This is a genomic window from Gordonia sp. SID5947, assembly GCF_009862785.1.
Taxonomy (GTDB): Bacteria; Actinomycetota; Actinomycetes; order Mycobacteriales; family Mycobacteriaceae; genus Gordonia.
In genome coordinates this window covers 3,990,448-4,014,989 of sequence record NZ_WWHU01000001.1, presented here as the reverse complement: position 1 = coordinate 4,014,989, position 24,542 = coordinate 3,990,448, and the positions used below count along the sequence as shown (strand labels likewise).

Sequence of the window (24,542 nt, the reverse complement as noted above, 5' to 3'; positions counted from 1 at the left end):
TGCCCGTGTTGTCGAATGCGATCGCGCGCTACGCGAGTCCCGAAATACCCTTGCCGATCAACACGATCCCGATCACCAGGATCAACGTGGCCATCACTGTCTTGTTGTTGGCCTCGAGCCAGACCTTGAGGCGGTCCAGCGGATCGCGCAACCGTTGCGCAGCAATCTGATAGGCGACGACGGGGATCACCACGGTGGTCGCCGCGAGCAGCGCGAACACGATCACCAGAACGATATTCGATCCGGCGGAGAGAGCGGCAGCACCGATGGTCACACCCGCCGCGATACACATCATCAGGTTCTTCGGATTGATTGCCGCGAGAGCGAACCCGAGTCCCAGGGCGGTCAGGGGTTTCATCTCGTCGATCGCCGCCATCCATTTCGGCGTCGAATGTTCGCCACCGCGCGCACGCCATTCCCGGATTCCCTCCGCGAGCAACAACACACCGAGGACGAGCTTGATCCATGCCCCCACCGTGGAATCGGAATCACCGAATGCACCGCCCACGAGCACGAAAATCGTGGTGGCGATGACGATTCCGCCGAGCCAGCCGATCGCGAACCCGATGCTCGTGGTGCGGGCATGCTTACCGAGCAGCATCAGGATCGCGCCGATGATCGGAATGGGCGAGATCGCCACACCGACCGCAAGCGGCAAAAGATCACCCAGTACCGATCCCACAGAACCTCCTCGGCCTCACATGACAGTCGTCCTGGTGACCGTATCCCACAACCGTGAGCATCGTGCGCGTCGAACTCGCACACTGTGAAATTCTGGGGAATTCACCCTCATGGGGCGCGCCCGCATGCACCCGGACGCCTAGGCTGATCGAGTGTCTGTCGTGAACCGGTTCAGACGGCCCACCGTCCGTGTCTCGCGTCCGCGCCCGTCAGATGCCATCTCGGGGCTCGTGACCGCGCTGTTCTCGATCCCCGAAGGCATGGCTTACGCCAGCATCGGTGGCTTCAACCCGGTCAGCGGTCTCTACTCGGGGATGGTCTCGACACTGGTCGGTTCCTTCTTCGCTCGCACGGTACTCATGGTGACGACGCTGACGAGTGCGATCGCGCTCTCGGCCCAGAGCGTGCTCTCGCAGGCAGGCCTCGATCCGCACGACGTCGGAAACATCGCGATGCTCACCGTCGCGGTCGGTGCGGTGATGCTCTTCCTTGGTCTCCTACGTATCGGCGCGATCATGGACTTCGCGTCGAGCGCGGTGATGACCGGCTTCACGGCGGGGATCGCCGTGCAGATCGTGGCCGGCGTCATCAAGGACGTCACCGGATACACGCCCGACGCACACAACACCGTGATGAAATTCGTCGACGCCTTCGCACACATCTCACAATGGTCGGTCCACGCGGTGCTCGTCGCGCTGGCCACGGTCGCGGTCTGGGCGGTGTTCCGATTCATCAAACCGCTGGAATCCTATGCAACCCTGATCGCGTTGGTGGTGGTCACCGGCGTCGCCGCCGTCATCGGGACCGATGTCGAGACCGTCGGCGACATCGCCCAGGTGCCGAACAGCCTGCCCCCGTTCACCGTCCCGGATCTCTCCGCATTTCCCGACCTGCTGCTCGGCGCGTTCGCGATAGCCCTGGTCGCCCTGGCACAGGCCGCCGGGATCTCGGCAGCGGTCCCCAACCCGGACAAGTCGCGACCCAAGGCATCCGTCGACTTCTCGGCCCAAGGGGCGGCCAACCTGGTCGGCGGATTCTTCGGCTCGCTACCCACCGGCGGTTCACTCTCACGCACCGGTGTCGCCGTGTCGGCTGGTGCGCAGACACGGTGGGCCGGGATATTCGCAGGCATCTGGCTGATCCTGCTGGTCCTGATCGCGGGATCGGCCGCGCAGATCATTCCCATGGCCGTCATCGGTGGCCTCTTGTTCGTGATCGGCTTCGAGCTCATCGCGGGTCGCTGGGCCGACATCGTGCTGGTCTGGCGAACTGCACCCCTCAGCGCACTTGCCATGGTCATCACGTTCGTCGCGACGACCCAGATCCCGCTGCAGGACGCGATCCTCGTCGGTGCGGCGAGCTCGCTCGTCCTGTACTGCGTGCAGGCGGCCCGCGCGGCTCGTCTGGTCTCGCTGACGGATTCGGACGGCGACTGGTACGTGGGCGATGCTCCGGCAACGCTGAAGCCCGACTCGGTGACGATCGTGCACTACTCAGGTGTTGCGCTGTTCGCCGAGGTACCCCGGATCACCGAACACTGGCCGCGCATCACCGACGACAGTCGACGCGCTGTACTGATCCTCAGTGTCCGAACCCTTCCGGACGTCCCGTCCGCCACGATGCAGAAGATGCTGAAGGCACAGGCCGACACCCTTCGCGCGAATGGCGGGCGGTTCATGCTCGCCGGTGTCAGCCCGGTCTTCATGGACCGGATCAGTAAGTCGGGCATCGCCGAGATCGTCGGGCACGAGAACCTGTTCCCCGCAACCGACCAGGTCTTCGGCGCCCTCGACGACGCGTACGAGGAGGCGGTGCGGTGGCTCGATTCACGTCCGTCGAGCTGATCGACCTCGACATACTCGGCGTCCGGTTCAGGGTGTGACGATCGGGAAGCTGGGGTCGGCGCCGTCGAGTACGGCTGCCAGCTTGTCCAGTTCTCCCGAGTCCCCATCGAGTGTGATCGCTCCCGATGCCGCGAGTCCGGCCGCCCGTGCCGGCGTGAGAAGAGCAGCGGTCAGTGCGACCTTGGGACCACTGATACCGAGTCGCGCGGTGCCTGCCGTCGCCTGACGGGCATTGAGTACTCCCCGTGCGATCCACATCGTCCACTCCTGCTCGTGGTCGGTGAAGTGGACGTCGATGTGGATGTCAGCATCGGTCGCCTTGACCCCGTCGACCTGAACGCTGATGAAGTCGAAGAGGATGTCGATGGGCATACCGAGGATCGTGTCCTGGCTGGCGGTCGTGAACGGTGCGGGCAGTGGACCCTCGCGGAGCTCCTTGGCCGCAGTGAGGAAGATCCCGCGCCATTGCGGTCCCTCAGCCTGGTAGCCCATCTGCTCGTACGCGTCCGCCTGTAGCTCACGCGCGTCGACATTGTCCGGGTCGGCGAAGACGAGCTTGTGCAATATCTCCGCCGCCCACCGATAGTCACCGGCGTCGAAGGCGCGTCGCCCCTCCGCGATGATGCTGTCGGCACCGATGAGGTCGACATAGCGGGTCGCCGCTGCGACGGGCGGGTGAGGGTGAAGGGACACCGGATCGCCGTCCCACATCCCGAGTTCTTTGGTGAAGACCGCGCGGACGTCGTGATGCAGCGTGCCGTGATAGCCCCGGTTGGCCCAGTTCCGCCGAAGCTCCTCCGGAAGCTCGATGATCTCCGCGGCCTCGAGCGGGGTGTAACCCTTGTTGGCCAGGCGCAAGGACTGGTCGTGAATGTATTTGTATGCATCCCTCTGGGATTCGATGAACGCGACGATGTTCTCGTTGCCCCATACCGGCCAGGTGTGCGGGCCCCAGTGGACCTCGGCTTCGTCTCCCCAACGTTCGAGGGTCTCGTCCAGATAGCGCGCAAAGTTGCGGGCGTCGCGGGTGCGTGCGCCGCGCAGGGTCTGAATGTTGTGAAGCGAATGATTCGCGTTCTCCGCACACGACAACGTCTTGATGTGTGGAATCCATATGTGCATCTCCTCCGGCGCCTCGGTGTCCGGGGCGTAGAGGAACTCGAACTCGACGCCGGCGATCTCGCGCTTCGTGCCGGTCTCGGTGATCAGATCCGTCGGCGAGATATAGGAGACAGCAGGGCCTTTGGTGCTCGCCACGCCGATCCCGCAGGTGATGTGCCCAAGCGGGTCAAGCGGAAGATGGCTGCCGAAGGCATAGCTCGCACGTCGGGCCATCGCGTTGCCCGCGACGACGTTCTCACCGATCGCGTACTTGTCGAACTGGCGGCCCGGGGCGATGATCGGCACCTTGCCCGAGGCGACATCGTCAGCGTCGACCACACCTTTCACCCCGCCGTAATGATCAATGTGGGTATGGGTGTAGATGACCGCGGCGATCGGCTTGTCGCTGACATGCTCGCGAATGAGATCCATACCCTGTCGGGCCGATTCGACGCCTGCCATGCAATCGATGGCGATCAGCCCGTCGTCACCCTCGATGATCGTGAGGTTGGCGATGTCATTGCTACGGACCTGGTAGACACCGTCGGCCACCTCGAACAGGCCCCCACGCTTCACCTGTTGCGATTGGCGCCACAAGCTGGGGTTCACCGACTCGGGAGCCTCCGCGTCATCCTGGATGAAATCGAAGTCGCGGGGATCGAACACCACCGACGTCCCGTCGGAGTCGGCGAGCACGTTGCCCGGCAACTCGGCGATCAGACCTCGCGCAGACTCGTCGAAATCTCGGCGATCGTCCATGGCGTAGAGCCCCGCGGCGTCGCGGTTGATGGCTTGTGTGTGTGCGGTGGGCGGCTTCGGCGCAGTTGTCATGAGATCTCACTCCATCCGGGACGATCGATGTCGGTGGTGCAGTGTCGAGAGGATCCACCCCATCATCACCGACAAGGCGACGTGCCGTGTCCGGTTCCGCGCCACCAGCCCCTGCGTCACTCCCACTGCGTCACTCCCCTGCGTCACTCCCCCTGCGTCATACCCACTGCGCCCGCCTCATCCAGCCGCGATCGTCGAGCTGTGCTTTCGTGGTCGGGTGACCACGACCCACCTCGGCCAGATCTTCCATGTCGCCGGCCGTCCCGACGTCGCCGAGGCGTCTGAGGCCCTCAGCTGGTTCCCGGATGGCGCCCTGGTCTACGACACCACCGGTCGCATCGTGTACTGCGGACATCGCGACGGCCGTCCCGCACCGACCACACCCGAGACGGTCCACGACCATGGCGACGCATTCCTCATCCCGGGGTTCGTCGACACCCACATCCACTTCCCGCAGACCTACTCGGTGGACGCCTACGGAGGCGGTCAGCTGCTGGAATGGCTCGAGTCCTGCATCTTCCCCGCCGAGGCGCGCCTCGCCGATCCCGATTTCGCCCGCCAGATCGCCCGCGACTTCGTCGCCCGCCGAATCGCCGTCGGTACCACCGCCGCCATGGTGTTCGGCTCCGCATTCCCGCCTGCCCAGGATGCGCTGTTCGACGAGACCCGCCGCGCCGGTCTTCGCCTGGTGAGTGGCCGCGGCATCCAGACCGTGGGCGGTCCGTCGGCCGGGCCGCTGCTCACCTCCGAGCGGCAGGCGATCGAATTGACCGCCGACGAGATCGACCGATGGCACGCCGCCGATTCCGGCGATGTGGGCTCGGCGCTGCTGCATGTCGCGATCGTGCCGCGGTTCTCCCTGTCGGTGACCACCGAGACCCTTGCCGGGCTCGGTGAACTCTACGATGACGTGCGCGCTCGCGGGGTCTACGTCCACACCCACCTCAATGAGGACAACTCTCCGGACAACGGCGAGATCGACCAGGTCAAGCGCAGTTACAGGGTCGACGCCTACCTCGACACCTACGACGGCCGGTTCTTGCCGGGCAGCAGGGTGGGAGGTGCCGGACTGCTCGGCAGGCGCACCGTCATGGCGCACGCGGTGCATTGCACCGACCGTGAACTCGCCCGCATGGCCGAGACCGGGACGTCGATCGCGCACTGCCCGGTGTCCCAGTTGTTCCTCGGCTCCGGAACCATGCCGTGGAGACGGACCGTCGCCGCGGGGCTCACGGTGGCAGCGGGAACCGACGTCGGCGCAGGAGACGAGTGGCTGATCTCGCGGGTGCTGTCAGACGCTTTCAAGGTCCATCTCAGCGAACCCGGAGACGCGAGCGCGGTGATGCATCCCGCCGAGATGCTGTTCACCGGAACGCTCGCCGGCGCCCGCGCACTGGACATGGAAGATCGATTCGGCAATTTCGACGTCGGCAAGGAAGCCGATTTTCTCGTCATCGACCCCCACGCCTGGCCACCACTGGAAATGATACTGCGGCAAGGCATCCGGGCCGACGACGACGAGACGGCCCGCGATCAGACGCTTTTCGCACTCCTGATGGGCCTCCGCGAACCGGCGATCACCGAAGTTCATGTGCGCGGCCGTCGCGTGACCTCCGCCGACAGCAACTGAGATCGCGTCGACAGCAACCGCGAGCGCGCTGACGAGATCAACCGTCGCCCGGTAGCCGGTTGCCGTCGGCGAGAAACCGGTTGCCGTCGGCGCGATCTCGGTTGCTGTCGGCGGGAGGTGGCTCTACTCGGAGATGCGCAGGCCGTCCCATTCGTGGTCGTGCATGAAGCCTTCGGCGAGACCGACCTTGTACTTGTAGCAGCTGCGCAGGATGCCCAGGTATGCGAACGGCAGCAGCAAGGCGGGTCGCTGATCGCCGGGCGAGCTGATGACATCGCTCGACGACCGGAAGTCGCGCACGAACTGCCGCATGCTGCGCCCCCGTCGTGAATCCTTCCGCCAGCCGTAGAGCAGCATGCCGAGACCGATCATCTTGTCGACATCCGTACTGGGGGTGATGATCTCGTCGTTGGTCCCGAAGAACGCGCGGTCCACGCCGTCCTCCGGCCCGAACATCATGATGCCGCTGGTGGCTCGTGGGTTGCACTCGATGCAGAACAGCCCACGTTCGGCATCTTCGATGAAGTCGAAGCCCACCTGTCCGGTGAAGTTCATGTCCCGCACGAACTTCGAGATCCACTCGAAGATCGCATCATGCTGCACCGACTTGAAGTTCAGGCAGGAACTCCCGCCGATCGCGTAATCCACCGGGTAGGTGGCGTGAGCGTTGATCTGGCCGTCGCGGCAGATCGAATACGTGCAGTAGTTGGTCCCGGAGAGCCATTCCTGGGCGAGCCACGGGTTGATCGGGTCGAATTCGACCCAGTCCATCGAGTCACCGGGCGTGACCTTGTGGACCTTCTGCGACCCTCGTGAATAGCACTCCTTGAGGGCGAACGGTGCGTCGAAGTCGAGAGCGGCGATGTCGTCGGGTCCGCGGACCTGTGCATATTTCAGCGCCGGAATCCCCCGAGCGACGAGGAGCTCCTGGAATTCGAACTTGTTGTGGAGGCTGTTCTCGGTCTCGAAATCGGACAGGAACAACTCGCAGTCGGGCGGAAAGATGTCGACCATCATCGAGAGGATGTCGGTCTCCTCGTGGATCGGGATGACCATGTCGACCTTTTCGTCGGCGACGATCTGCGCGAGCGCGTGGCAGTAGGCCCGCGGCTCGAACTTGGGCGCCGGCACCCGACGAAACGCGTCTGCCCCATGCGAGAACCTGCTGACCCCGATCGGGATGCTGTCGACGATGGTCACCCGATGCCCCGCCGCCGACATCAGACGGGTGAGTTCGAGGGTCAGGAACGACCGCCCGAAAGTGATCAGTACGTGCTTTTGTCCGGAAGTCCCCACAGTGCCCACCGGCTCGAGTCTAGGAGAGGACCGCTAGGCTGATCCATCGGCCTGGACGTGGCAGGCCGAAAAGGAATAGGCGAGCCCACCGGAACGTTGCAGAATGCTGTCACGGGCTCGACCTGTGTTTTGACGTGCGTGAGACGAAAGTAGGAGGTGTGCGATGTTCGTGATCGGCATCATCGCCGCATGTCTCGCCGCCGTCGCCTACGGGATGTCCACCGTACTACGCGCGCTCGGTGCGCGTCGGGTGGCGACAACAGCTCGTGACGAGGGAACCGAACAGGACCACACGAACTCGGCAGGCGGACCCTCACTGCAGTCGACGATGTCGACCTTCGTCGACCCGGCATTCATCCTCGGCACGATGATGGTCGTCATCGGATTCGCCGGTGGTGCCCTCGCCGCGCGCTTCCTCCCGCTCTTCCTGTCGCAGACCATCGTCTCGGCAAACCTGGTGGTCACCGCCCTGTTGGGCACCATCATGCTGAACATCGCGCTGCAGACCCGCGACTGGATCGCGATCTGGTTGGTCGTGTTGTCGCTCTGCCTGCTCGGACTGTCTGCCGAGCATCACACGGGAGGCGGCGAGAGCGCTGTCTTCCATTGGGAGCTGTTCGTCGCGACGCTCGGCATCTGCGCCTTCGCACTCTTCGGCGTCTACCGGCTCGGCAAGCACGCGGCCATCGTCGGCGGCGCGACCGCCGGATTGCTGTTCGGCATGATCGCCATCGCGGTCCGTGTCCTCGACGGCATCGCACCGTTCCACTTCGTCACGCTGATCACCGACCCCGCGGCCTGGACCATCGCGATCGCGGGCGCGGTCGGGTTCTTCGTCCAGACCATCGCGCTGCAGGTCGGCGCCGTCAACGGGGTGACCGCCGTGCTGGTCGTCGGTGAGACGGCAGGCCCGAGTCTCGTCGGCGTGCTCTTCCTCAACGACACGGCCAAGCCCGGTCTGGGCTGGCTGGCCATCGTCGGCTTCGTCGGCGCCGTGATCGGGGCCGTGCTCGTCGCCTGGTATGGCTCCGGCGACCCCGATCACTTCGGTGAGGCGCCTCCCCTCAAGGGAGGATGGCGTCGTGGCCGCGTCGAGGAGTCCGGCGCCGACACCGGGGAGATCGACACCGGCTTCTCCGGATCCGATCTGTTCGGCTGGACGTCGTCATCGCGATCGGGCCGAAAAGGCCGGCCGGCCGGCGACACCGAAGGTGCCGCCGACGACACGGGCTCCTGACCTGGTCGTCACGACGTGCGGACGAAATCTCCCGGCTTGTACTGGCGATCGAAGAACCGCTGGGTCGGTCCGTAGAAGCGGAAGAGACTGAAGAATCCCCGCCCCGGAACCGTGCGCAGCCAATTCGCCGTGCCCTCCGGCCGTTGCGGCCCGACGACAATCGTCGTCGATCCGTCCGCGTTCTCTTCCAGTCCGTCCATCGAGTTCAGGGACGAATAGGTCTGGCCGGGGGCGTCGACGCCCGCAGCGGTCTCCGCGTCGTAGATCGTCAACGACCAGAACAAACCCGCCGGCGGGTCGGCGGGCATGTTGATGGTGTACGTGTTGTCGCCGCGAAGAAATTCGCCGTTGCTGTCCTTGTAGGCGTCGCCGTACTTGGCACCGAGCCCGACGATGGCCGACACCATGCCGGTGCTGATCGAGTAGTGATTGACGAACATGTGCACCTTGGCGGTGACGTCGGTGTGCCCGGTCTCGCGTGAACGCCATTCCTCGTCGAGGAGGGTGTGCATGAAGTCGTCTTTCTCGGTCTTCACATGCGCGACCCACTGGCGGTCCTCCCACCAGGTGGCCTTCTCGTCGCTCGCGTAGTTGGCGGCCACGTTCTTGGCCATCTTCCAGCCGGTCCGGCCGGCGAGGTCGAGGAGTTCTTTCTGCCGGTCCGTCGGCGCGAAGGTGTGCCCCTTCCGGATGCCGAGGGCTGCCAGCACGCCGTGCATGTAGGCGTCGTCACGGTCGATCCGCTCACTCTGGATGAACTCGTCGAGCATGTCGAAATAGCCGCCATCGGCCGGGAAGAGGGCGTTCGCCGGGGTGTCCGAGATGGGGTTGAAGGTGATCGGTGCCGGTTCTTGGCCGAGGGGGTGGATTCCGATCCCCTCGACCGCCTTCACGCCCGGCGAGAGGTCGTCGACGGAACTGAAGAATCCACGCACAAAGATGAACACGCCGTTGGTGCGGCAGGTGAAGACGAAGTACTCGTCGGAGTCGATCTCACCCTCGTAACCTTCGGGAACGATGAGGTACTTGCCGCCGGCGCCCTTGTCGGGCCCGGGTAGGCCGATGTCCCCGAGGTACTGCACGCCATCGATCTCCGGCCCGGTGAGCGGTCGATGCCAGAAATCGTCGATCAGCGCCTGCAACATCGGCGGCGCATCGATGACGAGCGGCCCGGTCTTGCTCAGATCGGCGAAGGTCAGGCCGTAGATCACGTCAGAGTTCGGCGTGGTGATCAGCGTGTTGGGCTTGAGTCGCTTCTCGGTCACCGACATCACGTCGTGGCCGTACCCGGACAGTTCCCCGAGGCCCTTCTTCATCGCGTACATGTTGATCGCCGGCAGCGCCCACAGGTACACCTGCACGGCCCGCTGGAAATACAGCTCCTCGTCGAGGGTGCGCGTGGTGTCGGCGGTCGGGTAGCCGCCGTCCATCTCCAGATTCGCGAGCTCCTGATAATGGTCTGACGACGATGCCATCGATCGATTCTCCTTCGGTGCGGGATGTCCGTACCGAGTCTGCCCGGCGGACGGCAATCCTGCAGGACCACACGCGCACGAGGCGCGATGCCGGGCCCTCGGTTCTCTTCGCGCTCAGTCTTTCTTGCGCGTGCCGGGGAGCACACCGGCGTCGATCACGGCCTTCACATATGGCCGGGTCTGCTCCAGCAACTCGTCGACGCCGGGCCGCGACCACGCCTGCGCGGTGACGGCGTCGGTGTCCGCCTCGACCGTGCGGTACAGCTCGAGGCCGGCGTCGGTGAGGCGCTCGCCCGATTCCACACGTGTCACCAGCCCCCGCCCGATCAGTCGTTCGACGGAGGCATCCCAGTCGTCGTCGGACCATCCGCGGGTGAACTGGATCAGCTTGCGACCCAGAGTTCGTCGACTGATCGTCGGGTCCGGCAGCTCGGCCTCGTGGAAGATCACCGCGTCCAGCGCGTCGAGGTCGTGGTTGACGAGTACCGCGATGTGGTTGTCGCCGCGCCATTCCCGCAGAACGGCGATGGCATGCCACAGCGCGACGTGGGGCTGCTCGGGCGGGGTGGCCGCGGCCCAGCCCGAGGCCAGCGGGCGGCCACCGAACGGGAGACCGTCGGCGAGTTCGCGATAGCGGTGGGTCAGCTCGACGATCGCGGGGTCGTCGACCCGGTCACCCAAGATGGAGCGCAGTTGTTCGTCGAGCATCTGCACGCGCCGGGCGGCGACCTTCTCGAGCCCGGCCGCCCGGGCGGCCTCCCAGCTCGTCGCGATCAGATCCGGTGCGAAGTTGTAGAACGACGACGTCACGACCGACGGATGGCAGTCCCCCATCGGGGCGCCCCGGGCGCCGACGTAGAAGGCGTGACCGTCGAGGCCGGTGTCTTCCTGCGCCGCACGCAGACCGTGATTGAAATACGCGAGAACATGGAAGGGTTCGATGCTCTCGTAAGCCTTGCGTGCGGTTTGATGGGCGGTGTCGTCGGAGATCGAGGTCATCGGTCCACACTTGCGGCCGCACGGTAGGACTGTCAACAGCCGAAGCGCGCATGATCGCCGCGGAAGTGCGCCCGTTCGGCGGGAAGTCGGGTAGATGTTGAACCATGGATGATCTCGAGGCGATCAAGCAGCTCAAGTACCGCTACCTCCGCGCGCTGGACACGAAGGACTGGGACGTCTTCGAAGGAACGCTCACGCCCGACGTGACCGGCGACTACGGCTCGAGCCTCAAGTTCACCACCCGCGAAGAACTGGTCGGCTTCATGCGCGAATCGGTGGGTCCCGCGGTGATCACCGAGCACCGGGTCGCCCACCCCGAGATCGACGTCGAGGGTGACGAGGCCACCGGACGCTGGTACCTGCAGGACCGCGTCATCGTGCCGGATTTCAAATTCATGCTGATCGGTGCCGCGTTCTACGAAGACCGTTATCGCCGCACCGACGACGGCTGGCGGATCTGCGGAACCGGCTACGACCGCACCTACGAGGCCAAGATGAGCCTCGACGACGTGCCGAGCTTCGCTCTCGACGTCGGTCCGGCGATCCGGATCGATTGATGTCTCGGCGCGCGGAGGTCTTCGCCGACCGGCAGGCCGCCGGTCGGGCGCTCGCCGAACGACTTCGCGCCGCGCCGATACTCTCCGTTCCGAGCGAGAGTCCCACATCCGAGGGTCTGGTGGTCCTGGGGCTCGCGCGCGGTGGTGTGCCGGTTGCCCGGGTGGTGGCCGACGCGCTCGATGCTTCGCTCGACGCCCTCGTGGTCCGCAAACTCGGTGCACCCGGACAGCCCGAATACGCGATGGGCGCCCTGGCGGCGGGACAGGTGGTCGTCAACGACGACGTACCCCGGCGCCTCGGCGTCTCCCCCGAGGAGTTCCAGCGGGTGGTCGACCGGGAAGAGGCCATCCGCGCCGAGCGCGAGCACCGCTACCGCGGCGGTGCCGGGCAGGTGGCCCTCGCAGGCCGGATCGTGATCCTCGTCGACGACGGGATGGCAACCGGATCGACGATGGCAGTCGCGCTGCGTGCCGTGGGTGCCGCTGGTGCCGCCGCCGTCGTCATAGCGGTGCCCACTGCGCCCGACGACGTGATCCGACGTTTCACCGCCGACCCGGCGGTCGACGAGGTGATCTGTGTGAGCTCGCCGGAGCCCTTCCATGCCGTCGGGTTGTCGTATCGCGATTTCCAGCAGGTCGGTGACGACGAGGTCACGCGCTGCCTCCAGGTCAGATGACTCGCCGCATCGTCCCGGGCACGGCGCCGGAACCCGATTCCGCGCCGAGCGCGAGCACCTCGCCGAACCCGTCGACGAGGCAGTCGGCGAAGAGTTCGGGTTCGGTGATCGAGGCGGCATCGTGGTTCAGGCCGAGGCACGCGGTCTCGTTGTGGGTGATCATCGTCGCCATCACCGCGCACCCGGGCAACGGCCCGAAGGGGAACATGCGTTCCACCTTCGCGCCTGCCACGTACGTCTCCCACGGGATACCGGGCACATTGCTGGCCTGTAGATCGTTTTGCGTTGTCGCACCGCTGAATTGAGCGAGCACCTGTCCCGGCAGCCACGCGAGCACGGAGCCGAGGGTGTTGAAGATGTCCACGGCCGGTTCGGTCCGCGCGGCCCGGACCTGTTCGCGCACGGTGAGGACCCGCTCGAACGGATCGGCGATACCGACGGGACCGGCCAAGCGTCCCACCGCGATCCGGTTCCCGCCGGCCGGATCCTCGGGCCTGCGCACCGAGATCGGGATGGCCACCGGAATCGCGTCCACCGGTTGCCCGAGCTTCTCGTGATAGAGCCGGAAACCGCCGATCAGTCCGGCGAGATAGACGTCGTTCACCGACGCCCGGGCGGTGACGCCGGCCGCCTTCAGATCGGCGAAGGGCACCTCGAAGGCACTGAACCGCCACGAGATACTGCGCGCGGCGAGCAGCGGAGAGCCCGGCGGAGAGACCAGGCCCGCCACTCGCGGCACCGAGCGTCCGTAGCGGAGAACGTCGCTCAGGGCCTTCTTCGGCCGGGTGAGCGCACGTACACCGCGCACGGCGGTGTCGGCCCGATGGGGCAGGCGCCGAAGCTCCTCGCCGAGCTGGCGACCGACCACGTCGAGCGCGGAGATGTTCACCGGTTCTGGACTGGGCGGCTGCGGCTTACCGGGGATCGGATCACGCGACGTCGAATGGAGTTGCGCGAGCCCGAGAATCGCCCCCAGACCGTCGGTCAGTGCGTGGTGGGCCTTGAGGAAGTACGCGGCACGTCCGTCGGGCAGGCCCTCGATCAGAGTGCCCTCCCATGGCGGGCGAGCCGGATCGAGGGCGGTCATCGCCAGCTGCTCACACGCCGACAGCAGCTCACGCATCGAGCCGTCGCCGGCCAAGCGGATACGCCGGAGGTGGTAGTGCAGGTCGAAGTCGGGGTCGACCGCCCAACTCGGGGTGCCGGTGCGCAACGGGGAGTCGATGACCCGCTGCCGGAAACGCGGTGCCATGCGACTGCCCCACTCGTGCGCGGCCACCAGTCGATCCCAATCCGGCACGCAGTCATAGATTTCCAGCATGCTGATGGTGCCGCGAAGCCGACGGTCGGTGTCGCCGCGCCACATCAGGGCGTCCACCGGACTCATGTGCGGTTCGTTGGCCCAGTCCAGCGGTTGGTCGATGCTGCTCACTCCCACACTCCCGTGGCTCGTGTCATCCGGCCGTCCTCGAACGACTCGACCGGCCAGTCCGCCAGCGCCGTGACGAACATCTGTCGGACCTCGGCGGCATGTTCTCCGGCGTCCTCCGATCGCCACTGCGATGTGTCGACCGGCGGCAGCACCTTGACCTCCACGGTTCCGGGTTTGATCAATTGCGAACCACGCCACATCAATTCACCTGTGTTGCGCAGCACCACGGGTACCACGGGTACGCCTGCCTGCATCGCGATGTGGAACGGCCCCTTCTTGAACGGCCCGATTCGCGGGGTCGACGACCGCGTGCCCTCCGGCGCCACGACCAGCGACACCCCCTCCTCGCGGAGCTTGCGGACTGCGGGCTGCAGCTGCTCGATTGCCTTTCCCGCGTCGGCCCGGTCGATGAACACCAGCCCTGCCGCATCGAGGATCTGGCCGAGGACCGGCACCCGCTTGACCTCTTTCTTCGCGACGCCGGTCGCGTCGCGGCGGATCAGATGGATGATGACCGGCAGGTCGAGCTTCGACTGGTGATTGAAAACGAACACACACGGACGGTTCGACGTCAGATACTCCGCGCCGTCGAGGACGGCCACCCGGACACCGGCGACGCGCAGCCCCAGATCGTTGCCTGCCGGTATCGCCGACTCCACGAGCACATTCGGATCGCGACGCACCAGCCCGCCGGCGACCCCGAGAGCCGCGGACCCGATGAACGAGCCGTAGAACGCACCGGTCCGGGCCGCCATCGCCAACCGGTTGTACGTCGGGTTGCGCAGGTCGATGACCGGCCAGCCCCGCTCCTGTGCTTCCGCGCGGAGGCCATATCGGGGCGACACCGCAGCCGGATGTCCGACCGACTCCAGATAGGGGATGTCCTCGTTCCCATCGCTGTAGGCGAAGGACGCGTCGAGATCCACGTCGTGTTCGCGAGCCAGCGCGCGGACCGCGGCCGCCTTGCCTGGTCCCCACAGGGGCCGGCCGAGGATCTCTCCGGTGACGATCCCGTCGACCACCTCGACGTCGGTCGCGAGGGCGTGGTCGGCCTCGATCTCACGTGCGATGGGCTCGATCTGGAACCGCGTGGCCGACGACGCGATGACGATCCGATGGCCCATCTCTCGATGCGCTCGCAACAGTTGCCACATCTGCGGCCGCAGGTGCGAGGCGGTCTCGTGCTTGAACAGTTCGTCACCGAACTCGAGCAGCTCGGCATACGTCTTGCCCGCGAATGTCGGTCTGGTGGCCTCGAGCACCTCGGCATAGTCCTGCTCGGACTTCACCCCGCGTAGTGCGATCAGCAGGAAGCTGCCGAGCTCACCGAGGCCGAACTCGAGACTCTTCACCCGGGCGCGGGTGATCGCGTTCGCAGAGAAGCCCTCGATGAGGGTGCCGTCGTAGTCGAAGAACGCACCCACCTTCTTTCCGGTGGGCGCCGCGCGGATCTCCCGCAATCGGTCGGCGAAGGCACTCATCTCAGCAGGCCTGCCTGCTCGGCCTCGATCCAGGCGATCCGGCGTAGTCGCTCGCGCATCAGCCGCACCTCGTCGAGCCACCGCTGTCGGGCGGCAGCGAGGTCGGGCTCCCGCGGAACGCCGCCCTCCTCGTCGGGGACGAGTCCGCGGTTGCGGGCCAGCTGATACCCCGCGTCGTACAACTCCGTCGATACCGAATCCTTGCTGCGCACGATCCCCTGCAACGCCAGCTGCCGGCCGAGCCCGAGGCAGTCGGCGAGAACCTGGTCCTTGTCGAGCGTGTCGTCGCCGAGGCACACGAGCCGTTCGGCCACCACGAGCTGGGCATCGAAGAACGGCTGCAGCGTACGGCGCGCGAACAGCGCTCCGGCATGGTCGTGCAGTACCCGATCGGTCCACTCCTCGGTCGGCGAAACCTCACGCCACCCCGGGGCCAGCAGGTCGAGCTCGGCGCCGAGCCGGTGGAGAAAGACGTCCTTGGTGGGAAAGAAGAACTCGAACTTCAGCAGGTCCCGGATTCGCAATGCCTCCTGCTGCGCGGCCGGCAGCAGCCCACCCTCGTCGACCACGAGCTCACCATCGGCGGTGGCCAGCAGTCCCAGCTCGACGATCGCACGATCGACGAAATGGTGCAGCGCGCCGTTGCGGTAGTACGCCGCGACGGCATGGTTGCCGGGTGCGATCGACCAGACCACGTCGGTGCCACCGTCATACGCGGTCAGCACGCCCGCGTCGGTGAGTTCGCGGAGGGTGCGCCGCAGTCCGACGCCTCGACACAGCGCCGGATCCGGCCCGGGCAGGTCGCGGCTGTGGATGTAGTCGAGCAGCGGGTCGAGGATTGCCTCGATCTCCGCCGCGGTGTACGCCCGATCGCGTGCACCGAGTATCGCGAAACCGGCCAGTGAGGTCGCCGAAATCGGGGTGGCGGCGTTGATCTCGTCCATCACCTTGAACGCGACCTTGTCCAATCTCGCCCGGCCTTCGCCGGCCTCGACAAGCGCCTGCCGAAGCGAGAACGGTTCGCCGAAGCGAACCCGCGCCTCCCCGAGATAGCTCCGCTGCGCCTTGGCGTACTTCAACAACCAGGTGAGCCCCTCGGGCTTCTTGGTGCCGCCGGCCGACTCCGCTGCCATCGCACCGATCTCGTGCAGCTGGTCGTAGACGATCGAGGTCGGGACCACCATCACGTCGGCGTCCTCGAGTTGCTCGATCGCATCGACGACGTAGGCGAGCAGCCCGAGCATCGGCTTACGCAGCTTGCCGGTCCGGCTGCGGCCCCCTTCGATGTACCACTCGAGGTTGAACCGCTTCTCGACGATGAACGACAGATAGGACCGCATCGCGAACTTGTAGACGGGGTCACCGCCGAACTTGCGGCGGATGAAGATCATCCCGGCGCGGCGAGCGATGGGCCCGACCGGCCAGAACGACAGATTGTTGCCACCCAGGACGAGATTCGGCGGGAAGTCGTGATCGCGCAAGACCTCGGCCAGCACCAGCGGGTCGACGTAGGAGCGATGCGACGGGAGAAACACCAGTCCGTGCGATTTGTTGAGGGTCCTGAGCCGGTTGAGGGTGTCGAGGTCGACCGACACCGTCCAGGTCCGTTCGTGCAGGTTGCTGAACACCGAGGAGAAGATGTCGTCCATCAGTCGGCTCTGGGTGGCCACGAAGTTCGACATCTTGTCGGTTGCCTCGCCGACCACCGCGGCGGCCGGGCGACCGAGTTCGGCGGCGAGTTCGGCCGCCCTCGCCTGGAAGCGCGCCGACGAACTGATCTGCTCGGCGACCAGCCTCGGCACCTTGTAGCGGTCACCGACGATCTGGCGCTCGGCACGCTCGGCCGACAACGATGCCTGCACGGACACGAACGCGGTGAACGGCTCCCCGTCGGCGAACTCGTGGATATACCGCTCCCGCAGTTCGCCCACCGTCGCCGGTTCCCCCTGCACCACGCGCAGGCGGTCCGGGCGCCGGGCCTTGATGGCCTTCTGTCGCAACGCCAGAGGCCTGCGTGGATTGGAGAGCACCAGGACATCGGCCAACGACACCCGGCGCTCCCCCTGCCGCACCGCTGGCAGCCAGACGGCACGTGCCGGGATCAATTCGGTGTCGGGCGCCAAGTCGTCGGCGTCCACCTCCCGCAACGCACATACCGGAGCGTCGGGATGGGCGGTCGCTGCCCATTCCTGCACCGCCTGCAGCTCACACGTCGTCCGCACCTCCGCGAGCACCAACGAGTCGCCCACGAAACACCGCCTCTCGCTCCCGACCCCGACGATCCGGATGGGATGCGATCATTGTGGCCCCAGATCGGCCGGCCCATGGCGGGTTCGAGCAGACAGGTCGAGACCGTGCTCAGGCCGTGGTCGAGTCGGCCTTGAGCAGCAGCGCCGCGATCTCCGACCGATCGGCGACGTCGAGCTTCGTGCAGGTCCGGTAGATGTGGCCCTCGACGGTCCGCACCGACACCGTCAGGCGCGCGGCGATCTCCTTGTTGGACAGTCCGGCGGCCACGAGATTGGCGATCTCACGCTCGCGGGTGGTCAGCGGTAGTGGCTGGGCCGCCTCGAGGAGGGCGGGCGTCCGCAGACCGCCGCATTCCGCGGCGAGACGGTTCGCGACCGCTGCCGATGCCACGGTGGCCGCACGGTGGCCCGCTGACTCGTGCAGGACGCTCGCCTGCGCGGCGGCGTCGGCGGCCGACAACCGGATGCCGAGCTGCTCGAGTTCGGTTGCACAGAGGTCGAGTTCGACGGCATCGCCCGCGCCGAGTGCCTCCGCGTGCCGAGCGTAGAGCGTCGCGAGTGGTCCGTCCAGGTGGGCGGCGAGCTCCCGAAGACGTTGCGCACCTGAGGGATCACCGAATCGGGCCGCGGAATGCAGCGCCTCTGCCTCGATGGCGTACTGTCCGGATTCCCTTGCCTCGGCAGCCGCCTCCACCGCACTGTGCGCGGCCAGGGACACCGTGCCGGCGGCCGCCTCCTGCCACGACTTCGCGATGGTCAACATCGGCCCGAACACCGCGATGTGGGGACCGAATCGGTCCTGCGCCTTGCGTAACGCGTGTTCGGCCCGCTCGGTGCGGCCGGCGGCGCTGAGCGCCTGGACGAGATAGAACTGGGCCGGATAATTCCACGACTCGGCGGCGCGACCGCTGTCGAGGGACGCCAGGGTCTGCTCCATGCGCCGCGCCACCGCCGTGCTGTCGCCGCGGGCCAGTTCGACAACCGACACGAGGATGCCCGACATGGCCCAGCCCAGATACTGGCCGATGGCGGAGAACGTGACAAAGCGTTCGGCCCGAACTGCTGCCTCGTCGAGCCGGCCGGTGAGGGTGAGCGCCAGGATCTCACCCAAACCGGTTGGGAACCTGAGCAATCCGTCGGTGGACGATTCCGCCACACGCGCCCGCGCGGCGAGTTCGGCGACCTCGTCGCCCCGACCACACAGGGCTCGCGACAGACTCCCGCCGAAGACCGCCCACTCGACTGCCCAGGGCGACGGGCTCGGCGAGCGCAGAACCTCGTCGGACAGCGCGATGGCAGCATCCATGTCATTCCCGAAAGCCGCACGCGCAGAAGCGAATGCCGTGACCACCAACGCCAGCGCCGGGTCGGTGATCTTCGCGCGCAACATGTCGAGCACCGCATCGGCCCGGTCGGCGTCGCCGAGCCCCCAGAAGAGATTGCCGAATCGCAGTCCGCCCCACAGCACGAGTTCCAACTCGCTGAGCTCGTCCGGTCGGAACGGGGCCAGCACCTCTTCTGCCTCCGCCGCGTAGCCCTGCCACATCAACGAGCGCGCCAACGGTTCGGCCGCCCCGAGGCCGCCTTTCCCCTCGGCGACCGCGGCACGCGCGAACCGCTCGCCGAGCGGGGCGTTGGCGAACCCGAGAGCGTCGCGGGCCGCCGCACTCATCAGTTCGGAATCGACACTCACGTCACTCTCCAACGCGAGGTCGGCCAGGCGGATTCGCTCGGCGGCGCTGTCTGCGCCCTTCGCCCGCAGGGCATTCACCAGGCTTCCGCGAAGTCGACGCGACGATGCCAGCCCCAGCCGGTGGCGGATGACCTCACCGAACAACGGATGGTTGTAGCGGACGTTCAGTCGGCGGCCGTCTCTGACGATCCGCACCAGACCGGCGATCTCGGCTTCTTCGACGGCCTCCTCGCCGGCGAGCTCGGCCAGGATGTCGATGTCGAGCGGTTCGCACAGGGCCAGGTACTTCAGCACGTTCAGCACCGAGTCGTCGAGCTGCTCGATGCGGCTCTCCAACAGCGAGGCGAGCTCCGAGGTGATCGCGGCGCGGCCCCGCAACTGCCACACACCGTTGACCTGTCGCAGCGTGTCGGCCTGTCGGGCGCCCTCGACGAGATGCCGGAGGAAAAGGGCATTGCCTCCCGATGCCTCCCACATCAGATCGGCCGAGAGTCCCTCGAGCTGCCCGCCCAGAACGGATTCGATGAGTTCCACACTCTGCTGTTTGGTGAACGGCGACAACGTGATCCGTTTGAGGTGATTGTCTTTCCACAGTGAGGTCACGGCGTCCGGGACCGACTCACCACTACGGACCGTCGCCACGATGTTCACGGCGCGGTCGATGGCGAGCTGATGCAGCAAGGTCGCGGACAATTCGTCGAGCAGGTGGGCGTCGTCGACGCCGATCACGACGTTGCCGTCGGCGAGCAGTGATTCGCGCGCCGCGGCCAGATAGGTCACCGGATCGCTGGTGGTCGCCGGCCCCACCAGATGCGCGAACACACCGAGCGGGATACTCCTCGCCGACTCGGTGCCCGCGACCCACCGCACACCACCGTCGAGAGCAGCCGTCACGTGGCGCGCCAAGGTCGTCTTGCCGACCCCCGAATCACCGGTCAGCACGACACCGCACGCAGTCGTCTCCCCGCGCAGCGCGGATTCGATGATGCGGAACTCTTTCTCGCGCTCGACCAGAGGCCAGTTCGAGGACATGTGGGGATTTTAGTCTCATTGCCCGGCCGACAACACCGGGCAGGGTTCGCTACGCGTCCCTGCGCTCGGTCATCACGATCCCCGCCACGAACACGACGACCGCGAAGACGGCGAAGTAGATCAGCGATCCGTAGACGTTCCAGTGATAGTTGCTGTCACCCATGCCCTCGTTCAAGAATCGGGATCCGTTGGCGAACGGCAGGAACGGCGCGATGTGCTCACCGATCTTCGGGAGGATGGACAGGATCGACTCGAGGGCCAGATTCCAGATCAGCACGATCACGATCGCACCGGCGGTGTGCCGGACGATGGCGCCCACACCCAGGCCGATCAACACATAGAGGGCGGCGATCACGGGGGTACCCCAGATCTGGCGCGCCACTCCGGAATCGCCGAGTTCGATCCCGCTCGACGTGCCGGCAAGTCCGCGCACCAGCACGATGGCCACGACGGCGAGCACCAGCGTCACCGCGACGGCGAGCGCACCGAACACGCCGGCCTTGGCGGCCAGGACGGTCGACCGTTTCGGAATGGCCTGGAACGTGGTCCGGATGGTGCCGAAACGGTACTCGCTGGTCACGGCGAGTACGGCCATGATCATCAGCACGAGGACGCCGAACTGGTTCAGCCCGATCAGCGCGGTCCACGCGGATTCACCCGGCGTCGGTCCCGGTGGCGATGTGGCGGTGGCCCCGATGAGAGTGGCGACGGCGACCGCGAGGACGACGACGATCCCGATACACCAGTACGGCGACCGTGTGGAGGTCAGCTTGATCCGTTCGGCGTTCATGGCGGCGATCATCGCGGCCCTCCCTGAGTCGGAGCGGCCCCGCCGCCCTGGTACTGCACCGCACCTGCGGTCATCGACATGAACACCTCTTCCAGAGATGCGCTCGTACCGGTCAGTTCGTGTAACAGGATTCCGGCACGGCCCGCCAGATCACCGACCTGATCGGTGGTGACGTCCGCGACGGACAGCGCCGGGCGGCCGTCGGCCGCGTTCAGGGGCACCACCTGGAGTCCGGCTTCGGCCAGTACCCGATGCAGTTCGGGCAACTGTGGGCTGCGCACCCGCACGCTGCTCGCCGCCCGGCTGGTGAACTCTCCGACCGAACAATCGGCGATCAGCCGGCCCTGTCCGATCACCACGAGATGGTCGGCGGTCAGCGACATCTCGGTGAGCAGATGACTCGACACCAACACCGTGCGGCCCTGCGCGGCGAGATGCCGCATGAAGTTGCGAATCCAGACGATGCCCTCCGGGTCCAGCCCGTTGACCGGCTCGTCGAACAGCAACGTGTGCGGGTCACCGAGCAGGGCGCTCGCGAGTCCGAGGCGCTGCTTCATACCGAGTGAGAACCCGCCGGCGCGCTTGGACGCGACGGTGGTGAGGCCGACCATGTCGATCACCTCGTCGACCCGACGCGCCGGAATGTTGCTGGATGCCGCCATCCACCGCAGATGCGACCTGGCACTGCGGTTGGGGTGCACCCACCCGGCGTCGAGCAGGGCGCCGACCTGCCGCAACGGGTGGTCGAGTTCGCGGTATGGGCGACCGTTGATGGTCGCGGTCCCGGAGGTGGGACGGTCCAGTCCGAGCATCATCCGCATCGTCGTGGACTTGCCCGCCCCGTTCGGGCCCAGGAACCCGGTCACCACGCCGGGCCGGACTTGGAACGACAAGTCGTCGACGGCGCGCGTCCGCCCGAAGTCCTTGGTCAGTTTCTCGACTGTCAGCACACCTCGACCTTAGACATCTCGGCCGAAGTCGGCCGCACTCCGCACGGCCCGTCGTCATAGGGTGAGTCCATGCCGACGACGTTCACGGTGCTGCTCTGGCCGGTCACCGGCCACGAGGCGGAACTGCACTCCTATGAGGACGATGTCCTTCGGTTGGTGGACGAACACCGCGGTCGCGTGCTCGTCCGCCTGCGCAGCGTCGAGGCCGACGCCGACCACCCACTCGAAACCCAGATCATCGAGTTCGCCGACGAGGCCGCGTTCGACTCGTACATGCAGGATTCACGCCGGCAGGCGATGGCGCGGCGTCGCGACCGGTGCGTCGCACGGACGCAGATGTGGCGGGTCGAATCCGCCTGAACCCGCCACCCCGCGGGCTGTGGGATCGGTGCGGCTCGGGTCGCGGGCTAGGTGCGCGCGGGCGACGACGCCTGCGCCCAGAACCGCTTGGGTATCCGACCGGCGCCCGCGGCGTGGCGCCCCGCGATCACCGCGTGCCGCATCGCCGCCGCCATTCGCTCCGGATTGTCGGCGCGGGTGACCGCCGACGCGAGAAGTACTGCGTCACAACCGAGTTCCATGGCGAGAGCGGCATCGCTTGCGGTGCCGATACCGGCGTCGAGGATCACCGGCACCTGCGCCGCCTCGACGATCATCTCGATGTTGTGCGGATTGGCGATGCCCAGCCCGGTCCCGATCGGTGAACCCAACGGCATCACCGCAGCGACACCGAGATCCTGCAACCGGGCGGCGAGCACCGGGTCGTCGTTGGTGTACGCCAGTACCGCGAAGCCGTCGTCGACCAGTGCGCGGGCGGCGTCGACCAGCTCGATCGGATCGGGCAGCAGGGTGCGTTCGTCGGCGACCACTTCGAGCTTGACCCAATGGGTTTCGACGGCCTCGCGGGCGAGTTGCGCGGTCAGGATGGCCTCGGCAGTCGTGTGGCAGCCGGCCGTGTTGGGCAGGATCGCGATGCCGAGGCGACGGAGCATCTCGACCATCCCGGTGCGGGACTCGGGACTCACCCGGCGCAACGCCACGGTGGTCAACTCCGTCCCCGATGCCACCAACGCACGTTCGAGCGCGGCGAGATTGGTGGCACCGCCGGTGCCCATGATCAACCGTGACCCCAGCTCCCGGTCAGCGATCCGCAGGGGTGCGTCCATCTCGGCCCGAACGCCGCTACCCACCCTGCACCGCCGTGACGATCTCGACGTCGGAATCATTGCGCAACAACTGATCCCAGCGACCACGCGGCACCACCTCACCGTCGACCGCGACCGCGATCCCACGGTCGGGCAGACCCATCTTCGTGATCAGATCGCCGATCGACGCGTCGGTTGCCAGATCCGTCTTCTCACCGTTGACGACAAGCGTCACCATGTCCCACCTCCTGGTGTGGTCGTCGTGCTCAGCTCCGGGCCGACGACGTCCGATCCGGTCAGCAGTCGGAGCACGATGTCGGCGGTGTAGGGCGCCAACAGGATTCCGTTGCGTCCGTGCCCGGCCGCCACGACGACACGGTCGTCGATACGCCGGATGTCCGGGAGACCGTCGGCCGTGCACGGCCGCAGACCGGCGCCCGCCTCGACGAGTTCATACGTCCGCAATCCCGGCATCAGGTCGGTCGCGTCGGCGAGCAGGTCGGCCACCCCGCCCACCTCGGGCACCGCCTCACCCTCGTCCAACGGCTCGTACTGGGTGGCACCGACGACGACGCCGTCGTCACGCGGCACGAGGTAGACCTGTCGTCCACGCATCCGCGCGCGGATCACGCGCGACGGCGGTGCCACCGACCACCGCGTGCGGCGCAGCCGCAGGATCTCACCCTTGGCGGCGTGCAGGTCGACGTCGGGAAGCAGCGCCCGCGTTCCCAGACCGGCCGCGACGAGAACCTGGTCGGCGTCGATGTCGGCGAGGTCGGTCACCCGCTCGTCGACGAACTGCGCACCCGCGCCGGCCACGGCGTCACGCAGTCGGGACAGCAACCTCCGGTTGTCCACCGCACCTTCGCCGGCCGCGACGTATCCGCTGTGCAGGCGTGAACTCAGCCCCGGTTCGCGGCGGCGGATCTCGGCGAGGTCGACCGGCCGCAGGTCTTCGTGCGACCGCGGCGCGCGCGACCAGACGAATCCGGCGAGGTTTGCCAGGTACTCGGCGTCGGCGGACGTCTCCGCGACGAACAACGACTCGGTCGCGGCCATCACCGCCGGATCGCCGAGGCGCGCCACCAGATCGGGCCAGCGTCGCACCGAGCGCGCCGAGCACACGAGCAACTCGTCCTCACCGGGGTGGCCCTCGCCGAGCGAGCCCAGCATGCCTGCGGCCACCCAGGCCGCGCGGTCGGTGACACCCGCGTCATGGACTCGCACGCGGTGACCGGCGTCGGCCGCCGCCAGCGCACACGTCAATCCGATGACGCCGCCGCCGACGACGGCGAGAGTCGGCCCGGGGTGTTCGGTGTTCACGTGATGGCATCCTTCCTTCGCCGGCATTACCCGGATCAGGTCAAACGGTCAGCGGGAGGATCTGCCCGCACTCTCAGCCCGTCGTACCCCGGGCTCCCGTGTCTTGCCGTCTAGCCTAC

General features: G+C 66.7%; 20 protein-coding genes and 1 riboswitch. Of the genes, 6 read left to right on the top strand and 14 right to left on the bottom strand.

The window, feature by feature from the left end; genetic code table 11:
• Positions 1–28: 28 nt before the first annotated feature.
• Positions 29–682 (bottom strand): GAP family protein, encoded by a 654-nt coding sequence (locus tag GTV32_RS18340; RefSeq protein ID WP_161061527.1) that lies wholly within the window; start codon positions 680–682, stop codon positions 29–31.
• A gap of 160 nt (positions 683–842) precedes the next feature.
• On the opposite strand from GTV32_RS18340, the gene GTV32_RS24145 reads away from it, so the two are divergent.
• Complete coding sequence (locus GTV32_RS24145) at positions 843–2,525, top strand: solute carrier family 23 protein (protein ID WP_343287379.1); 1,683 nt, start codon at positions 843–845, stop codon at positions 2,523–2,525.
• A 27-nt stretch (positions 2,526–2,552) separates the two neighbouring features.
• Here GTV32_RS24145 and GTV32_RS18330 read toward each other — a convergent pair whose 3' ends face one another.
• Positions 2,553–4,457, bottom strand: a complete 1,905-nt coding sequence (locus GTV32_RS18330; RefSeq protein ID WP_161061526.1) for an alkyl sulfatase dimerization domain-containing protein — start codon at positions 4,455–4,457, stop codon at positions 2,553–2,555.
• Positions 4,458–4,674: 217 nt separating this feature from the next.
• On the opposite strand from GTV32_RS18330, the gene GTV32_RS18325 reads away from it, so the two are divergent.
• Positions 4,675–6,087 carry an amidohydrolase family protein gene (locus GTV32_RS18325; protein ID WP_343287378.1) on the top strand — a complete coding sequence of 471 codons (1,413 nt, stop codon included), beginning with the start codon at positions 4,675–4,677 and terminating at the stop codon, positions 6,085–6,087.
• Between the two features lie 123 nt (positions 6,088–6,210).
• On the opposite strand, the gene GTV32_RS18320 is transcribed toward GTV32_RS18325, so the two are convergent.
• Entirely contained in the window at positions 6,211–7,383 is a 1,173-nt protein-coding gene (locus GTV32_RS18320; protein ID WP_161062617.1) for an ATP-grasp domain-containing protein, read from the bottom strand.
• A gap of 163 nt (positions 7,384–7,546) precedes the next feature.
• Between GTV32_RS18320 and GTV32_RS18315 the strand changes: the two genes are divergently transcribed.
• Positions 7,547–8,620, top strand: coding sequence for an EamA/RhaT family transporter (locus GTV32_RS18315; protein WP_161061524.1), 1,074 nt, complete (start codon positions 7,547–7,549; stop codon positions 8,618–8,620).
• Between the two features lie 8 nt (positions 8,621–8,628).
• On the opposite strand, the gene GTV32_RS18310 is transcribed toward GTV32_RS18315, so the two are convergent.
• A complete protein-coding gene (locus GTV32_RS18310; RefSeq protein WP_161061523.1) occupies positions 8,629–10,095 on the bottom strand; it encodes a DUF1254 domain-containing protein in 1,467 nt (488 codons plus the stop codon).
• Between the two features lie 114 nt (positions 10,096–10,209).
• A complete protein-coding gene (locus tag GTV32_RS18305) occupies positions 10,210–11,094 on the bottom strand; it encodes a hypothetical protein (RefSeq protein WP_161061522.1) in 885 nt (294 codons plus the stop codon).
• A 104-nt stretch (positions 11,095–11,198) separates the two neighbouring features.
• Here GTV32_RS18305 and GTV32_RS18300 point away from each other — a divergent pair, with 104 nt between their 5' ends.
• Complete coding sequence (locus tag GTV32_RS18300) at positions 11,199–11,651, top strand: nuclear transport factor 2 family protein (protein WP_161061521.1); 453 nt, start codon at positions 11,199–11,201, stop codon at positions 11,649–11,651.
• Positions 11,651–12,328, top strand: coding sequence for a phosphoribosyltransferase family protein (locus tag GTV32_RS18295; protein ID WP_161061520.1), 678 nt, complete (start codon positions 11,651–11,653; stop codon positions 12,326–12,328). Before GTV32_RS18300 ends, GTV32_RS18295 begins: the two co-directional genes overlap by 1 nt.
• On the opposite strand, the gene GTV32_RS18290 is transcribed toward GTV32_RS18295, so the two are convergent.
• From GTV32_RS18290 to GTV32_RS18265, 6 genes are all read right to left on the bottom strand, one after another.
• On the bottom strand, positions 12,321–13,715 hold the full coding sequence (locus tag GTV32_RS18290) for a wax ester/triacylglycerol synthase domain-containing protein (RefSeq protein WP_161062616.1): 1,395 nt from the start codon (positions 13,713–13,715) through the stop codon (positions 12,321–12,323). The genes GTV32_RS18295 and GTV32_RS18290 overlap by 8 nt on opposite strands.
• A gap of 41 nt (positions 13,716–13,756) precedes the next feature.
• Positions 13,757–15,241, bottom strand: a complete 1,485-nt coding sequence (locus GTV32_RS18285; protein ID WP_161061519.1) for an HAD-IB family hydrolase — start codon at positions 15,239–15,241, stop codon at positions 13,757–13,759.
• Positions 15,238–17,490 (bottom strand): glycerol-3-phosphate 1-O-acyltransferase, encoded by a 2,253-nt coding sequence (locus tag GTV32_RS18280; protein WP_343287377.1) that lies wholly within the window; start codon positions 17,488–17,490, stop codon positions 15,238–15,240. Before GTV32_RS18280 ends, GTV32_RS18285 begins: the two co-directional genes overlap by 4 nt.
• A 109-nt stretch (positions 17,491–17,599) precedes the next feature.
• Entirely contained in the window at positions 17,600–20,215 is a 2,616-nt protein-coding gene (locus GTV32_RS18275) for a LuxR family transcriptional regulator (RefSeq protein ID WP_161061518.1), read from the bottom strand.
• 49 nt (positions 20,216–20,264) lie between these two features.
• Complete coding sequence (locus GTV32_RS18270) at positions 20,265–21,017, bottom strand: ABC transporter permease (protein ID WP_161061517.1); 753 nt, start codon at positions 21,015–21,017, stop codon at positions 20,265–20,267.
• Positions 21,014–21,955: an ABC transporter ATP-binding protein gene (locus tag GTV32_RS18265; RefSeq protein WP_161061516.1), complete on the bottom strand. Its 942-nt coding sequence runs from the start codon at positions 21,953–21,955 to the stop codon at positions 21,014–21,016. The genes GTV32_RS18270 and GTV32_RS18265 overlap by 4 nt, the downstream gene beginning before the upstream one ends.
• 69 nt (positions 21,956–22,024) lie before the next feature.
• On the opposite strand from GTV32_RS18265, the gene GTV32_RS18260 reads away from it, so the two are divergent.
• Positions 22,025–22,315, top strand: a complete 291-nt coding sequence (locus tag GTV32_RS18260; RefSeq protein ID WP_161061515.1) for a DUF1330 domain-containing protein — start codon at positions 22,025–22,027, stop codon at positions 22,313–22,315.
• Between the two features lie 47 nt (positions 22,316–22,362).
• Here the strand turns inward: GTV32_RS18260 and GTV32_RS18255 are convergent, their stop codons facing one another.
• From GTV32_RS18255 to thiO, 3 genes are all read right to left on the bottom strand, one after another.
• Positions 22,363–23,121 carry a thiazole synthase gene (locus GTV32_RS18255; protein ID WP_161062614.1) on the bottom strand — a complete coding sequence of 253 codons (759 nt, stop codon included), beginning with the start codon at positions 23,119–23,121 and terminating at the stop codon, positions 22,363–22,365.
• A gap of 16 nt (positions 23,122–23,137) precedes the next feature.
• On the bottom strand, positions 23,138–23,335 hold the full coding sequence (thiS, locus tag GTV32_RS18250) for a sulfur carrier protein ThiS (protein WP_343287455.1): 198 nt from the start codon (positions 23,333–23,335) through the stop codon (positions 23,138–23,140).
• On the bottom strand, positions 23,332–24,423 hold the full coding sequence (gene thiO / locus GTV32_RS18245; protein ID WP_343287376.1) for a glycine oxidase ThiO: 1,092 nt from the start codon (positions 24,421–24,423) through the stop codon (positions 23,332–23,334). Before thiO ends, thiS begins: the two co-directional genes overlap by 4 nt.
• A riboswitch (TPP riboswitch) is annotated at positions 24,419–24,533 on the bottom strand. It overlaps the preceding gene by 5 nt.
• Positions 24,534–24,542 lie beyond the last annotated feature (9 nt).

Bases quoted from the DNA above. Each gene is read 5' to 3' on its own strand.
- GTV32_RS18330 (WP_161061526.1), bottom strand. From the start codon at position 4,457: ATGACAACTGCGCCGAAGCCGCCCACCGCACACACACAAGCCATCAAC.
- GTV32_RS18315 (WP_161061524.1), top strand. From the start codon at position 7,547: ATGTTCGTGATCGGCATCATCGCCGCATGTCTCGCCGCCGTCGCCTAC.
- GTV32_RS18310 (WP_161061523.1), bottom strand. From the start codon at position 10,095: ATGGCATCGTCGTCAGACCATTATCAGGAGCTCGCGAATCTGGAGATG.
- GTV32_RS18305 (WP_161061522.1), bottom strand. From the start codon at position 11,094: ATGACCTCGATCTCCGACGACACCGCCCATCAAACCGCACGCAAGGCT.
- GTV32_RS18300 (WP_161061521.1), top strand. From the start codon at position 11,199: ATGGATGATCTCGAGGCGATCAAGCAGCTCAAGTACCGCTACCTCCGC.
- GTV32_RS18295 (WP_161061520.1), top strand. From the start codon at position 11,651: ATGTCTCGGCGCGCGGAGGTCTTCGCCGACCGGCAGGCCGCCGGTCGG.
- GTV32_RS18290 (WP_161062616.1), bottom strand. From the start codon at position 13,715: ATGAGTCCGGTGGACGCCCTGATGTGGCGCGGCGACACCGACCGTCGG.
- GTV32_RS18285 (WP_161061519.1), bottom strand. From the start codon at position 15,241: ATGAGTGCCTTCGCCGACCGATTGCGGGAGATCCGCGCGGCGCCCACC.
- GTV32_RS18275 (WP_161061518.1), bottom strand. From the start codon at position 20,215: ATGTCCTCGAACTGGCCTCTGGTCGAGCGCGAGAAAGAGTTCCGCATC.
- GTV32_RS18270 (WP_161061517.1), bottom strand. From the start codon at position 21,017: ATGATCGCCGCCATGAACGCCGAACGGATCAAGCTGACCTCCACACGG.
- GTV32_RS18260 (WP_161061515.1), top strand. From the start codon at position 22,025: ATGCCGACGACGTTCACGGTGCTGCTCTGGCCGGTCACCGGCCACGAG.
- GTV32_RS18255 (WP_161062614.1), bottom strand. From the start codon at position 23,121: ATGGACGCACCCCTGCGGATCGCTGACCGGGAGCTGGGGTCACGGTTG.